14 protein-coding genes are annotated in these 13259 nt (G+C 69.0%); 10 read left to right on the top strand and 4 right to left on the bottom strand.

Features of this window, described 5'->3' with window-relative positions:
• The first annotated feature begins 295 nt into the window (after window positions 1–295).
• The 10 genes from rpmE to D4740_RS05100 all read left to right on the top strand — a co-directional run bounded on the left by rpmE (window position 296) and on the right by D4740_RS05100 (window position 11087).
• Entirely contained in the window at window positions 296–508 is a 213-nt protein-coding gene (rpmE, locus tag D4740_RS05145) for a 50S ribosomal protein L31 (RefSeq protein WP_119835858.1), read from the top strand.
• Window positions 509–682: 174 nt separating this feature from the next.
• Window positions 683–1762, top strand: coding sequence for a peptide chain release factor 1 (gene prfA / locus D4740_RS05140; RefSeq protein WP_119835857.1), 1080 nt, complete (start codon window positions 683–685; stop codon window positions 1760–1762).
• Between the two features lie 81 nt (window positions 1763–1843).
• Window positions 1844–2833, top strand: a complete 990-nt coding sequence (locus D4740_RS05135) for a HemK/PrmC family methyltransferase (RefSeq protein WP_259390667.1) — start codon at window positions 1844–1846, stop codon at window positions 2831–2833.
• Window positions 2834–3042: 209 nt separating this feature from the next.
• Complete coding sequence (locus tag D4740_RS05130) at window positions 3043–4497, top strand: sugar porter family MFS transporter (RefSeq protein ID WP_310732068.1); 1455 nt, start codon at window positions 3043–3045, stop codon at window positions 4495–4497.
• A 129-nt stretch (window positions 4498–4626) separates the two neighbouring features.
• Window positions 4627–5796: a Gfo/Idh/MocA family protein gene (locus tag D4740_RS05125; RefSeq protein ID WP_119835856.1), complete on the top strand. Its 1170-nt coding sequence runs from the start codon at window positions 4627–4629 to the stop codon at window positions 5794–5796.
• A 339-nt stretch (window positions 5797–6135) separates the two neighbouring features.
• A complete protein-coding gene (locus D4740_RS05120) occupies window positions 6136–7239 on the top strand; it encodes a LacI family DNA-binding transcriptional regulator (RefSeq protein WP_119835855.1) in 1104 nt (367 codons plus the stop codon).
• Window positions 7240–7429: 190 nt separating this feature from the next.
• Window positions 7430–8335, top strand: a complete 906-nt coding sequence (locus D4740_RS05115; protein WP_119835854.1) for a TIM barrel protein — start codon at window positions 7430–7432, stop codon at window positions 8333–8335.
• A gap of 275 nt (window positions 8336–8610) precedes the next feature.
• Window positions 8611–9375: an NAD(P)H-binding protein gene (locus D4740_RS05110; RefSeq protein ID WP_119835853.1), complete on the top strand. Its 765-nt coding sequence runs from the start codon at window positions 8611–8613 to the stop codon at window positions 9373–9375.
• 289 nt (window positions 9376–9664) lie between these two features.
• Window positions 9665–10093, top strand: a complete 429-nt coding sequence (locus D4740_RS05105) for a nuclear transport factor 2 family protein (protein ID WP_119835852.1) — start codon at window positions 9665–9667, stop codon at window positions 10091–10093.
• Window positions 10094–10268: 175 nt separating this feature from the next.
• Window positions 10269–11087, top strand: coding sequence for a TrmH family RNA methyltransferase (locus D4740_RS05100; RefSeq protein ID WP_147392846.1), 819 nt, complete (start codon window positions 10269–10271; stop codon window positions 11085–11087).
• A gap of 10 nt (window positions 11088–11097) precedes the next feature.
• On the opposite strand, the gene D4740_RS05095 is transcribed toward D4740_RS05100, so the two are convergent.
• The 4 genes from D4740_RS05095 to D4740_RS05080 all read right to left on the bottom strand — a co-directional run bounded on the left by D4740_RS05095 (window position 11098) and on the right by D4740_RS05080 (window position 13162).
• Window positions 11098–11562, bottom strand: coding sequence for a MarR family winged helix-turn-helix transcriptional regulator (locus D4740_RS05095; protein ID WP_119835850.1), 465 nt, complete (start codon window positions 11560–11562; stop codon window positions 11098–11100).
• On the bottom strand, window positions 11543–12223 hold the full coding sequence (locus D4740_RS05090) for a DJ-1/PfpI family protein (RefSeq protein ID WP_119835849.1): 681 nt from the start codon (window positions 12221–12223) through the stop codon (window positions 11543–11545). Before D4740_RS05090 ends, D4740_RS05095 begins: the two co-directional genes overlap by 20 nt.
• A gap of 293 nt (window positions 12224–12516) precedes the next feature.
• A complete protein-coding gene (locus D4740_RS05085) occupies window positions 12517–12867 on the bottom strand; it encodes a DUF86 domain-containing protein (protein WP_119835848.1) in 351 nt (116 codons plus the stop codon).
• Window positions 12857–13162, bottom strand: coding sequence for a nucleotidyltransferase family protein (locus D4740_RS05080; protein WP_119835847.1), 306 nt, complete (start codon window positions 13160–13162; stop codon window positions 12857–12859). The genes D4740_RS05085 and D4740_RS05080 overlap by 11 nt, the downstream gene beginning before the upstream one ends.
• Window positions 13163–13259 lie beyond the last annotated feature (97 nt).

Below are 13259 nucleotides of genomic sequence, written 5' to 3'. Positions count from 1 at the left end.
CTGCCGCGAGGCGTCGGTTTGGGCACTGGGGCCTCGACGTGCCCGCACGAGGCCCTCTTCGCGACGTCCCGTCGTGGTCGTCGCGGAGGGGGCCTCCTGCGCTGTGTGTGCGTTGTGCTGCTGGAAGCAGGCAGCCCACGGCTGACCGTCCCTAAGGTGTGGTGCCCGTTCTCACTTTCTGCCACGGGCCCGCGCATTGCCTCGCCTCACGCGTGGTGGCACAATTACCGCGGCCTCCGGTTCACCCGCGTGTCCACGTGGGACCCGGGACCCTCTGAGAGCTTGAGGAGACGCTATGAAGCAGGGGATCCACCCCGACTACGTGGCCACCACCGTCACGTGCACCTGCGGCAACACCTTTGAGACTCGTTCCACTGTCACCAGCGGAGAGATCCGTGTGGACGTGTGCTCGGCCTGCCACCCCTTCTACACCGGTAAGCAGAAGATCCTGGACACCGGTGGCCGTGTGGCCCGTTTCGAGGCCCGTTACGGCAAGCGCAAGAAGTAGCTGACTGGCACGACGCCGACGGAGGCTCCGGTGGGCCGCCGTCGGCGTCGTGCGTTGCTACTGGCCCCTCCCGTGCTGCGGCTGTAAGCCGCCATCGTGGCTCAGCGCTCCCGGGTCAGGGCACGGGACGGCGGGACCCAGAGATCGCACGCCCAGAAGCACCCTGGAGGACCTATGAGCGACGACTTTACCCCGGTTCTGCCCCTGCTGGAGGAGTACGCCGCGATCGAGGCCGAGATGGCCCTGGCGGCGTCAGATCCGGGCGCCATGAGGCGGCTGGGACGCCGCTACGCCGAGCTGGGCCGGGTGGTGGCTGCCTACCGGGCCTGGGAGCGGGCCAGCGCGGATCTCGCCGACGCCGTTGAGCTGGCTGCCGAGGACGCGGACTTCGCCGCCGAGGTCCCCTCCCTGAAGGAGGCTTGTGACGCCGCCGCCAGCCGCCTGCGCGAGGTCATGGCTCCCCGTGACCCTGACGACGCCCGCGACGTCATCATCGAGGTCAAGGCGGGTGAGGGCGGTGAGGAGTCGGCTCTCTTCGCCTCCGACCTGGCCCGCATGTACACCCGTTACGCCGAGCGCCAGGGCTGGGCCGTGGAGGTCATGAGTGCCACGGAGTCTGACCTGGGCGGTTACAAGGACCTTCGTCTGGCGGTCAAGTCCCGGGGCGCGGTGGAGCCGGCACAGGGGGTGTGGGCGCACCTGAAGTACGAGGGCGGTGTCCACCGCGTTCAGCGCGTGCCCGTCACCGAGTCCCAGGGACGTATCCACACCTCCGCCGCCGGGGTGCTGGTCATGCCTGAGGCCGACGACCCCGGTGAGCTGGAGATCGACCCGGCCGACCTTCGCATCGACGTCTTCCGCTCCTCCGGCCCGGGCGGGCAGTCGGTCAACACCACCGACTCCGCGGTGCGCCTCACCCACCTGCCCACCGGCATCGTGGTGTCCATGCAGAACGAGAAGTCCCAGCTGCAGAACAAGGAAGCGGCCATGCGTGTCCTGCGTGCCCGCCTGCTGGCCGAGCGGGCTGCTGCGGCCGAGGCCGAGGCCAGTGCCGCCCGGCGCTCCCAGGTGCGCACCGTGGACCGCAGCGAGCGCATCCGCACCTACAACTTCCCCGAGAACCGGATCGCCGACCACCGCACCGGCTACAAGGCCTACAACCTTGACGCGGTGCTCGACGGCGACCTGGGACCCGTCATCGCATCCGCGCTCGCCGTCGACGAGGCCGCCCGGTTGGCTGCTGCCGACGAGTAGTGAGGGTTGTGGTACCTCGCACGAGGAAAGGGGCCGGGATGCCTGCCCTCAGGCCCCTCGGGATCTCACGGGGGCACGACCATGAGCGTGCTTGACCGCTACGCGCTGCGCCGAGCTGTGCGTGAGGCGGGGGGCAGGCTAGCGCGCGCCGGAGTGGCCTCGCCCGCAACGGATGCCCGGCTCATCGCCGAGCACCTCCTGGGCCGTCCGCTCGCGCTGGCCGAGGGTGCCGGTGACGGCTTCGTGGAGCGCTACGCGGTGCTGGTCGAGCGTCGCGCCGCCCGGGAGCCGCTCCAGCACGTCCTGGGCGTCATGTGGTTCTGCGGCCTGGAGCTGGTCAGCCGTCCCGGCGTGTTCATCGTGCGCCCTGAGACGGAGGTGGTCGTGGCTGCCGCGATCGACGCCCTGCGGGCACCGTCCCGGGGGATATCGGGGCCTGAGGCCGAGGCCGACGGCTTGGGGGTGGGCGACGGGCTCCCGCGGGCTGACAGTCCCCCAGCGGCTGGCAGGTCCCAGACGGGATCCTCGGTGACGCCCCTCCCGACGGTCTCGCCAGCCGCACCGCTGGTGGTTGACCTGTGCACCGGATCCGGGGCGGTTGCCGCCGCCGTGGCCACGGAGGTACCCAGGGCCCGGGTGGTTGCCGTCGAGCTGGAGGCGGCTGCCGTGGAGCTGGCGCGCGAGAACTGCGAACGGCTCGTCCCGGGCCGGATCACGGTGGTCCACGCCGACGCAACTGACCCCGCCACGCTGTCCAGGCTGGACGGGAGGGTGGACGTGGTGGTGGCCAACCCGCCCTACGTGCCCGCTGGCGCGGTCGAGGACGTCGAGACCGGCAGGTATGAGCCGAGCACGGCCCTGTACGGTGGGGGAGACGACGGGTTGGCCGTACCGCGTGCCGTCATCGCCCGAGCCGAGGTGCTGCTGCGCGGGGGCGGGGTGCTGGTCATGGAGCACGACCCGGGCCAGTCGGCTGCGCTGTGTCAGGCGGCGCTGGGTGCGGGCTTTCGACAGGCAGCTACCGGCCAGGATCTCGCTGGCCGGGACCGCTACCTGCGGGCGGTGCGGTAGCGCCCGCAGGTAGCGAGCTGTCTGGGGTGTCAGGTGCCCACACGAGAGCAAGCGGTAGAGCTCTCCGGTACCCGGAAGCCGTGTTGGGGCCGTGTCGCGACGTCTGGCGGCACCTGCGATGGGGCGTTGACAGCCGAACGAGAGGCGATGCATACTGGAACCACATGGTTAGCACGTGACAACCATGGTGACTTCGCTCATCAACGGGGATGGCTATGACGACACACACCACACCGCCCGCTACCACCATGGACCAGGCCCATGCCAGGGCGGTCAGACGCAGACTCAACACCGTGACGATCGTCGTTACCTTTGGTGCGCTCGCCTTTGGCTACGACACGGGCGTCATCTCCGGCGCCCTGCCCTTCATGACCCTGCCGACCGACGCCGGCGGACTGGACCTCACGCCCACCACCGAGGGGCTGGTGACCTCCTCCCTCCTCCTGGGCGCAGCCTTCGGTGCGATCATCGGCGGGCGGCTGTCCGACCGTTACGGACGCCGCCACAACGTCCTCATGCTGGCCTTCGTGTTCTTTGTCGGGGCACTGGGGTGCGCCCTGGCGCCCACCGTGCCCGTCATGGTCGGGTGCCGCATGGTGCTGGGATTCGCCGTCGGCGGTGCCTCCGCAACGGTCCCCATGTTCATCGGTGAGCTCGCGCCCGCGTCCCGGCGCGGCCAGCTGGTCTCACGCAACGAGCTGATGATCGTCACCGGCCAGCTCATCGCCTACACCTCCAACGCGGTGATCGGCTTCGTCGCCGAGGGCGCCCACGCCTGGCGCATCATGCTCGGCCTGGCCACCGTGCCCGCCGTGGCGCTGTGGGTCGGCGTGCTCCTCGTTCCCGAGTCCCCCCGCTGGCTGGTCTCCCAGGGGCGCAGGGACGAGGCCCTGGAGGTGCTGCGCCAGCTGCGTGTGGAGGATCCCGCACCCGAGGTGGCCGAGATATCCGAGGTCGTGGAGAAGACCGCCAGGCTCCAGCGCAACTCCTGGCAGCACCTGACCGTGCCCTGGATCCGGCGCATCACCCTCATCGGAGTCGGCTTCGGGGTGGTCATCCAGCTCACCGGGGTCAACTCCATCATGTACTTCGCCCCGACGGTGCTCATGAGCACCGGTATGGGGACCCAGGCCTCGCTCGTGGCCACGATCGCCAACGGGGTCGTCTCTGTGGTGGCTGTGGCTACCGGCATCGCGGTCATCGGGCGCTCCAGCCGCCGGACGATGCTGCGCATCGGCATGGTGGGCCTGGTCATGTCCCAGGTCTTCCTGGGGCTGGCCTCCCTCCTGCCTGAGGCCCCGTGGCGCGGCTACATCATCCTCGCCCTCATGCTCTGCTTCCTGTGGTTCATGCAGATGTTCTGCGCGATCTGCTTCTGGCTCATGATGGCCGAGATCTTCCCGCTGAGGGTGCGCGGGGTGGCCATGGGGATCGCGGTGTTCTGCCAGTGGATCTCCAACGCCGTGGTCACCCTGTGCTTCCCGATCCTCCTGGACGCGATCGGCATGCGGACCTTCTTCATCTTCGCGGCCGTCAACTTTGTCATCCTCCTGTGGGAGCAGAGGTATCTGCCCGAGACCAGGGGGAAGTCCCTGGAGTACCTGGAGGAGGAGCTCGCCTCCGGTGCCGACGGTCGGGCCGTGGGCCCAGGGGCTGTCGGCTGACCCTGGGCCCGCCGGCGGACCCACCACTTTGGCCGCTCCTGCTTTTCTCGCCGCTCCTGACCCTTGAGGCTCCAGACACTTGACGCTTTGACATTGCCACACCCTCACCACCTGAAAGGAACAACCACCATGTCTCGTGACCTGCACATCGCCGTCGTCGGTGCCGGCTTCGCCGGCCAGGGCCACGCCTTCGGATTCCGTAACGCCCAGATGCTGCCTGCGCTCGAGGGCGTCAACGTCATCATGGACACCCTCGTCGAGCCCAGCACAGCACTGGCGGAGTCCGTCGCAGCCAGGTACGGCTTTGCCAGGACCGCCTCCTGTGTCGAGGAGATCCTTGAGCGCCCCGAGATCGAGGCTGTGTCCCTGGCCCTGCCCAACAACGCCTACATTGGCGTCGTCCCACGGCTGCTGGAGGCTGGAAAGCACGTCTTCTGCGAGAAGCCGCTGGGCCTGAGCACGGCAGAGGCCCGGGAGATGACCCGCGCCGCCCAGGAGGCGGGCGTGGTCACCTCCGTGGGCTTCTGCCGCCGCCGCGTCCCTGCCCTGGCCGCCCTGGCCCAGGTCGTCGCCGAGGGCGGCATCGGTACGGTCCACTCCTTCCGCGCCAGCTACTTCGCCGACTACGCCGCCGACCCGCAGGCTCCTCGCACCTGGCGCTTCCAGCGCGATATCGCCGGTGGCGGCGCTGTTGCTGACATTGGCGCCCACATCATCGACACCGTGCGCTTCCTCCTGGGCGAGGTGGCCGAGGTCACCTCGGCCACGCTGGAGACCGTCATTACCGAGCGGCCGCTGCCCACCGGGGGTACCGGTCACAACCAGGGGGCCTCCCTCACTGAGACCGGCGCCGTGGAGAACGACGACAACGCAGTGGTGTCCCTGCGTATGAACAGTGGTGCTGTCGGGTCGGTCAACCTCTCGCGTATCGCCACAGGCATCACCGACGTCTTCGCGATCGAGGTGTACGGGAGCAAGGGGTGGGCGAAGTTCGAGTCCCCGCACTCTGACGAGCTCTACCTCTGCCAGCCTGAGCAGTCCGCCCCTGGCTTCGACGGCCCTCGCCAGATCATCGCCGGACCCGCTTTCCCCTATTTCAGTGACGTGGCCTGCATGCCCGGCCGCGGCGTAGGGACCGGGTACGGTGAGAACCTCGTGGGGGAGATCCAGGAGTTCGTCGCCGCTGTCGTGGGCAGGGGCGAGGTCACAGTGCCCTTTGCCGAGGCGATCCCCACGATGGCGATTATTGAGGCGGCTGAGGAGTCGGCGCGTACGCGGACGCCTGTCACGCCCAGGTGAGCAGGGCGGCTACCCGGCTCTCGGGGCTGAGTGGTGCCGGGCTGCCAGGCAGGCGCCTGCCCGTGAGCAGTGCGGTCACGTGACCGCAGACGAGTGCTGGCGCCTGTGTCCCGCGGCCGAGGTGCTGCTGGCGCAGGCGCCGGTAAGGGGTCAGGGGCGGTCCCTGGCGGGACCGCCCCTGACGCGGCGTGGCTAGGGACGGTGGACCGTCTTGCTGGAGGGGCTGGACTACCGGAGGGACTGTGAGTCCTCCTGCTGTGCGCAGCAGGCGCTGGGCCGGGGTGCACAGTGTCTACGATACGATCCGTGCGCTACCTCAACCGCGCGGAAGGAGCGCCCATGGCCAGACGACGGGTGACGCAGGCGGACCTCGCCCGGTACGCCGGGGTCTCACGCTCCCTCGTCTCCCGGGTGCTGCAGGGGCTGGACAAGGTCAGCGAGGACAAGCGCCAGCGGGTCCTGGCGGCGGTGCAGGAGCTGGGCTACGTTGACAACGGGCTCGCCACGGCGCTGGCTGGCAACCGGCGCAGCAGGCTGGTCGGCTTCCTGCCGCAGGAGCTGTCCAACGCCCTGTTCGTCGAGGTCTACGACAGTCTCAGGGCCGAGCTCCGGGGGCACGGCTTCCAGCTGGTCATCGTCGAGGGATCCCTGGACGCCGAGGAGGAGGACGCCCGGCTGCGCCAGCTGGTCTCCTACTCACCTGACTGCGTCGTCGTGGCAGGGTACGCGGGCTCGACCAACGCGCTGACCGCGGCGGTGCACTCCATCCCGATCGTCTCGGTCACCCGCCGCATCTCCGAGGCCGGTGTGCGCTCGGTCTACAGCGACGACCGGACCGGGGCGATGCTGGCCACCCGCCACCTCCTCGAGCTCGGGCACGCCCGTATCGCTCACCTCCAGCTGCCCCCGGGGATCCCCTACGAGGAGCGTGCCGCTGGGTACATGACCGCCATGGAGCGCGCTGGGCTGGCGCCGTGGGTCATCACGCCGGAGGCGCAGACGCGTGGGGCCGCCTACGAGGCGGTCAGCGCCCTGGTGAACGGCGGCGAGATTCCTACGGCGCTGTTCTGCGGCTCCGACCACATGGCGCTGGGGGTGCTCGACGCGCTGCGTGACCACGGGGTAGACGTGCCCGGGGCGGTCTCCGTGGTCGGCTATGACGACCAGCCCCTGGCGCGCCTGGCCGGGCTGACCACGGTGGACCAGGGCGCAGCCGAGCAGGGGAGGATCTCCGGGGCCTTCGTGCGTGCGCTTCTTGAGGCTCAGGACTCCTCCCAGGGCGCTGGGCGCGAGGGTGGTGAGGGTGACGAGGACGTGCTGTCCCAGGGGAGCCAGCGAGGGCTGGGCCTGGGAGGCGGGGCCTTCAGGACCACCCCTGTCCAGCAGGTTCTTGCGCCGACCCTCAGCGTGCGTTCCACGACGGCGCCACCGCGCCGGGGCTGATCGCGGAGGCCTCCCAAGGAGGAGTGGGCGTGCAGCCGCTGTGAGTGGGAACTGACAGGCTGTACGGGCTCTCTATGGTGCAGGGTTGCCAGGGTACGGGAGGTGCGCTATGGTTGTCACGTGACCACACAATGATCGTCCTGTGAGGCCTCGCCTCGTCGACGACCTGACCTCAAGAACGGAGACAACGATGTCCTCGATCGTCACCCGCGCCCGCCTGGGCTCCGCCCCTGACTCATGGGGAGTGTGGATGCCTGACAGTCCCCTTCAGACCACCAGCACCCGCTACCTCGACGAGATCGCCCAGGCCGGCTACCGCTACATGGAGCTTGGTCCCTACGGGTTTCTGCCCTCTGACCCGGCCCGGCTGGCCGACGAGCTTGCCCAGCGTGACCTCAGGGTCTCAGCCGGGACAGTCGGTGGCGCCTTCCACCGTGCGGAGGAGCTGAGTGCCATCACCAAGGACGCCTTGGACGTGGCCCGCCTGGCTGCCGCCGTCGGCGCAACCTACCTGGTACTGCTGCCCGCGATGTACCGCGACCTGCTCTCCGGTGAGCTCGTCGAGGACAGGCAGTTGGACGAGGACGGGTTCGCCCAGCTGGTGAGGGCCACAGAGGAGGTCGCCCGGGTCGTCAGGGAGGAGACCGGGCTGCGCTCCGTGTTCCACCCGCATGCCGACTCCCACGTGGAGACCCAGCAGCAGACCTACAAGTGGCTGGAGGCCACGGACCCGCAGGTCGTGGGCCTGTGCCTGGATACCGGCCATATCGAGTACTGCGGCGGCGACTCCGCCGAGATCATCCGTCGCTACCCGCAGCGCGTGGAGTACATTCATTTCAAGCAGGTTGACCCGGCCAAGATGTCGGTGGTGCGCGACAAGGACCTGGGCTTCTACGACGCGGTCCAGCTCGGCGCGATCTGTGAGCCCCCGGGTGGCGTGCCCACGGCAGAGTCCATCACTCGTGAGATGTGGCGCCTGGACCCGGAGATCTTCGTGATCGTGGAGCAGGACATGTATCCCTGCCACCCTGACGCCCCCTTCCCGATCGCCTTGCGTACCGCCTCCTACCTGCGTGGCGCCAGGCTCGCCCGCTGACCACGGCGGCCGTGGTGGCGGGCGCGGTGAGACCGTGGGTCGTCAGCCGTGCCGGGGGTACACGCAGCGGGGGTGCGGGAGGGCCTGGATCCTGGCTCCTGGAGGTGGGAGGCTCAGCAAGGAGCCCAACCAGGCTGCCCTGCATCGAGGTCCTCGGAGGTCTGCCGCGCCAGGTCTTCCGTGTCTTCCGTCCTCGGGGCAGTAGCCGTGTGCAGGGCTCGAGCGACCGGCTGCGGCCACGCCATCAGCAGACCTACCTCAAGGAGAGAAGGACTATGACAACCGTTCTCATCATTGGAGCCACCGGCCAGGTGGGCCGGGTTGTCGTCGAGGAGGCGCTCGCCCGCGAGGCCACGGTGCGTGCCCAGACCCGCAGCGCCTCTCGCGCCCGTCGTCGGCTGCCTCGGGGCGCGGAGGTCGTCGAGGCCTCGCCGAGTGATGTCGATGCCCTGTGCCCAGTGCTGACCGGGGCGGATGCTGTCGTCCTCACCCACGGCACCGACTCTGACGGGAGGGGCGGCGCCACCTTCTACGACGTGGTGCGCGCCGTCATCGACGCGCTGGACGCACTGGGACAGCCCACCACCCACGTCAGCCTCATGACCACCATGAACGCCTCACACTCCGCGACGGTGACCGGGTATGAGTTTGTGGAGTGGAAGCGGCGGGCCGAGCGCCTGCTGCGGGCCAGCGGCCTGTCCTACACGATCGTGCGCCCCGGCTGGTTCGACTACCAGGGGTCCGGGGACCGCAGGATCGACCTGCGCCAGGGTGACCTGGTCACGGGCCAGCCCGGGGTGGACCGCCACCACATCGCCCAGGTGCTCCTGGAGGGGGCACTCAACCCCTCCGGCTCCCGCCGCACGGTGGAGGTCTTCAGCGCCTCCGGCTCCCCGGTCACCGACTTTGAGGCGCTGCTAGCCGCCACGCGCGCTGACGAGCCGGGCTCCCTGGACGGCGTGCTGGACACCAACAACGTGGCGCTGACCGAGGAGCCCGCCCGCGTCCAGGAGGATGTCGCCCGAGTGGCTGGCAGGTGAGCGTGAACGGCGCGGCTGGTTAAGGAGGTCGTCGCCGTGCGGCAGGGACTGGTGCAAGGGGCGGCCGAGAGCGTCGCTCCACCACTCTGCCCAGCCGCTGGGCAGGCGGCAGGGTGGTGACCCGGGCGCGAGGGACGCCGCCCTGCCAGCACCCAGACCGGGGCTGACGGCTGGAAGAGCGGGCGCAGGGCTGGCAGCAGGAAGGGAGCCTGCCGGAGGAGATATGGGCGCGACCATATTGTCAAGATTCTCAAGATTGTCAAGATTGTCAAGACAGCAAAGGAACACCATGACAACACCGTTGGAGCACAAGGACGCAATCCGCGAGGTCATCGACCGCTTTGCCGCCCTGGAGGTGGACGTCTCCGAGCAGGCCAAGCTGTTCACGCCGGACGCGCACGTCGTCGTCTATGCCGCTGACGGCTCCGTCATGATGGAGTTCGACGGTGCGGACACGCTCGTCGAGCGCTTTGGCGCGGCCATGGCGGGGGTCAAGACCGCCTACCACATCAATGGGCAGCAGGTGATCACTGTTGACGGGGGCACCGCTACTGATGTCCACTACGGCAAGGCCCTGCTGGTCCAGGAGGTTGACGGCAAGGATGTGCTGACTGACCACTCCATCCGCTACACCGACACCCTGGTGCTCCGTGACGGGAAGTGGCTCATCAGCCGCCGCGAGCAGCACTTCGTGATCAGCGAGACCCGGGCACTTTGAGGCGGGTGCCGGTCAGAGCCGTCTCGGGACACTGGGTGCTCCGGGAGAAGGTGCCGGAGAAGGCGCGCGCCTACACGTAACCTGTTTGCTGCCCGTCAGCCGCCTGTCGGCTGCCCCTCACAGTGGCGCTGCTGGCTGGCACCACCGACCGCCCGCGTCCAGGAGGACCGAGACCGTGACCGACTACGCGACCCTCACCGACCGCTCCGCGCCACAGGCCCAGCGCATCGCCGACCTGGCGAAGGCGTCGGTGTCACCCGGCAAGTCAGTCCTCATCGAGGACGAGGAGCCCCTTCTGGCCGCCCTGGGCGCGGGGCTGCGGTTCCTGGGCGTCTACGTCCTGGACTCCGTGGAGCCGCCGCGCGGGGTTGTCGAGTCCTGCGAGCAGGCTGGTGTCCCCGTGACCGTCATGAGCGCTGCCCTGGCCACCGAGCTCTTCAGGTCGGACAAGCGCCCGGACGTGTTCGGCGTAGCGCGGGTGCCCCCGCCTCCGGGCATCGAGCGGCTCCAGGCGCCCGGCCGTGACGTCCTCATCCTCGACGGCGTTCGGATCGTGGGCAACATCGGCGCGATCGTGCGCAGCGCCTACGCCTTCGGGGCTGCGGGCGTGGTGCTAGTGGACTCCGGTCTGCGCAGCATCACCGATCGTCGGCTGATCCGGGCCAGCCGCGGCTACGTGTTCTCGCTGCCGGTGGCCCTCATGACGTGGGAGGAGGTCTCCGAGCTGGTCAACCAGGCCGGGATGGACGTCGTGCTGCTGGACACCGCCGGTGGTACGGGGCTGGACCAGGTGGCCGCACGCAGCGCTCCGCAGGCCCTGCTGCTCGGTGCCGAGACGGTGGGAGCCTCCGAGCAGGCGCGCCACCTGGCTGCCACGACCGTCTCCATCCCCATGAATGAGGCCGTGGAGTCCCTCAACGTCTCAGTGACGGCAGGGGTGCTGCTGCACGCCCGCTCCGGATACAACCTTGCCAGGATGCGTGGGGAGTCCTGACAGGAGCGCCTCAGCCGTTGTCCTCACGGTACCGACGGGATGCTGCGGTGATCTGGCGCACCAGGTCGAGCGCGAGGTGCAGATCCTCCTCGCCGACCTCGGCACCGACGGCGTCGGCCCACGCGTGCTGCTCGGCGGCGAGCGCCTGGACAGCCTCGCGCCCACGGTCGGTGAGCACGAGGAGGTTCTGACCACGTCGGGCGGGGTTGGGCTGCCAGGTTGCCCAGCCCTGGGCCACCACGTCGTTGGCTACCCGCTGGACGCTCTGGCGCGACAGGCCCAGGCCTACGCGGCGGGCGACCTGGGCGACGCTCAGCGGCTCCTCCAGCACCGCACCCAGGACACGCCAGCGGGCTGGCGTCAGCTCGTGGTGCGCGGTCATCATGGCTGCTGCGGCGAGGAGTTCTCCGCCCAGTTCGAAGACCGGCAGGACCAGCTCTGTCAGTGCGTCTCCCTCAGGACTCCTGCCAGGCACGGGTCACCTCCGCCAACTCCTCGTAGTGACGTGCGTCCCCGGTGAGGTAGAGGCGCTCCCAGGCGTCGGCGACTGCGGTGGGTAGCACGCCACTGACCCGCGTGACCTCGGCGGTGAAGGGAACTGCGTGGATGCCGGAGGCGGTGGTGACCCCCTGGTCGGTGACCACAGGGGTCTCCACGTAGCGTGGGCTGCCACGGTAGCCGCTGGCCTCCAGGTACCCCTTGCTGTTGGAGGTGTGGGAGCGCGTGTCGAGGACCCCGTGGCGTGCCAGGAGGAAGGTGCCGCCACAGATGGCGGCGACGGAGACGCCGCGCTCCAGCAGGTCCTGGACGGCTGCGGTGAGCCGCTCGTGCCCCTGGGCGTAGGTCTCCCCGCCCGGGACCACCAGGGCGGCAAGACGGCCCTCCTCCGTCAGGGTGGTGAGCTCGCTGAGATCTGCGGACGGCGTGATGGGCAGACCTCCCAGGGAGGTCACCGGCTCCAGGCCGTCACCGACGAGCAGCAGGCGGAAGCGGCCGGGGCGGATGCTCTCCGCGGTGGTGACCTGGGTGGTCAGGTAGGCGTACTCCCAGTCCGCCATGGTGTCAGTGGTGTACAGGGCGATGACGCGTGAGGTGACGTGTGAGGACTGGGTAGTCAGAGCGGTCCGTTCAGGCATGCTGGGACCGTACTGGCATTGACAGCATACTGTCAAAGAGTGGCTGACCTGTCTCAGGCCGGTGCGGTCCCGGGCCGCGTGCGACCATGCGCTGCTGCACATCTTCGACGTCCTGCACGCGGTTTCCGTTAACCGGCTGGCGCGGGATTCCGGGGATCCCCACGGAAGGAGCAGGCTGAAGATGTGCAGCAAGGGGGTGGCTGCCTGTTACCTGCTTCCGGATCCGCTCCCGGGCTGCCTGCCAGCTCATGACCTCGTGCGTCCAAACCGGGAGAGGAGTGGCGGTGGTGTGCTCAGCCGTCGCTGCTGGCGGGGAGCAACGCCTCGATCTGTGGCAGCAGGGTCGGAACCTTTCGTGTCCCCGCCTCGTAGACGAGTCGGGCGTCAACGGTCCCGTACTCGTGCGCAAGAATGTTCCGCATCCCGACTATGCGGCTCACATCCCGGATCTGCGCTGCTATCCGCGGATCCGTTCGACGTACCCGGTTGAGTGACTCGCCGAGTATCTCAAGCTGACGCTCAACTGCGGAGCGCCGCATCGCGTCCTGGGTGAACTGGTCCCAGCTGACACCGTCAAGGAACGTGATCACCGACCGGGCTGCCTCGGCAGCCCCCCACAGGTAGGCGGCGCTCTCATGACGCATAGACGTCCTCCGCTGTAGCCAGGACCGACTCCCGGAAGTAGGGGTTTCGCAGGGAGTCTGTCGTCACGAGATCCACAGGACGGCCTGCAACGTGCTCCAGGGCCTCCTGCAGACCGAAGAAGTCCTCGAAGCGACTGTCTCGGTCCTCCTGGAAATCGACGAGGAAGTCGAGGTCGCTGGTGGTCGGGTCGAAGGTCCCGGTCACGGCTGAGCCAAAGATCCTGAGCCGCGCCACACCGAAACGCCTACAGGCATCCCTGATGGCATCCGGATCGGCTGCAGCGGCAACAGTCATGGCTCAATTCTCTCAGAAGACTCCGCGCAAAGGTGCGGGACAGGCTCGGGGCAGGGCCAGGTCCTCCTGGACAGGTACGTCCGTGGGCCCGACGAGG

It is taken from the genome of Actinomyces sp. 2119 (assembly GCF_003591215.1).
In the GTDB taxonomy this organism is placed as follows: Bacteria; Actinomycetota; Actinomycetes; order Actinomycetales; family Actinomycetaceae; genus Actinomyces; species Actinomyces lilanjuaniae.
Note: the sequence above shows the minus strand (reverse complement) of the source record. Positions and strands in the feature narration are given on the sequence as shown.

Bases quoted from the DNA above. Each gene is read 5' to 3' on its own strand.
- rpmE (WP_119835858.1), top strand. From the start codon at position 296: ATGAAGCAGGGGATCCACCCCGACTACGTGGCCACCACCGTCACGTGC.
- prfA (WP_119835857.1), top strand. From the start codon at position 683: ATGAGCGACGACTTTACCCCGGTTCTGCCCCTGCTGGAGGAGTACGCC.
- D4740_RS05135 (WP_259390667.1), top strand. From the start codon at position 1,844: ATGAGCGTGCTTGACCGCTACGCGCTGCGCCGAGCTGTGCGTGAGGCG.
- D4740_RS05130 (WP_310732068.1), top strand. From the start codon at position 3,043: ATGGCTATGACGACACACACCACACCGCCCGCTACCACCATGGACCAG.
- D4740_RS05125 (WP_119835856.1), top strand. From the start codon at position 4,627: ATGTCTCGTGACCTGCACATCGCCGTCGTCGGTGCCGGCTTCGCCGGC.
- D4740_RS05120 (WP_119835855.1), top strand. From the start codon at position 6,136: ATGGCCAGACGACGGGTGACGCAGGCGGACCTCGCCCGGTACGCCGGG.
- D4740_RS05115 (WP_119835854.1), top strand. From the start codon at position 7,430: ATGTCCTCGATCGTCACCCGCGCCCGCCTGGGCTCCGCCCCTGACTCA.
- D4740_RS05110 (WP_119835853.1), top strand. From the start codon at position 8,611: ATGACAACCGTTCTCATCATTGGAGCCACCGGCCAGGTGGGCCGGGTT.
- D4740_RS05105 (WP_119835852.1), top strand. From the start codon at position 9,665: ATGACAACACCGTTGGAGCACAAGGACGCAATCCGCGAGGTCATCGAC.
- D4740_RS05090 (WP_119835849.1), bottom strand. From the start codon at position 12,223: ATGCCTGAACGGACCGCTCTGACTACCCAGTCCTCACACGTCACCTCA.
- D4740_RS05085 (WP_119835848.1), bottom strand. From the start codon at position 12,867: ATGCGTCATGAGAGCGCCGCCTACCTGTGGGGGGCTGCCGAGGCAGCC.
- D4740_RS05080 (WP_119835847.1), bottom strand. From the start codon at position 13,162: ATGACTGTTGCCGCTGCAGCCGATCCGGATGCCATCAGGGATGCCTGT.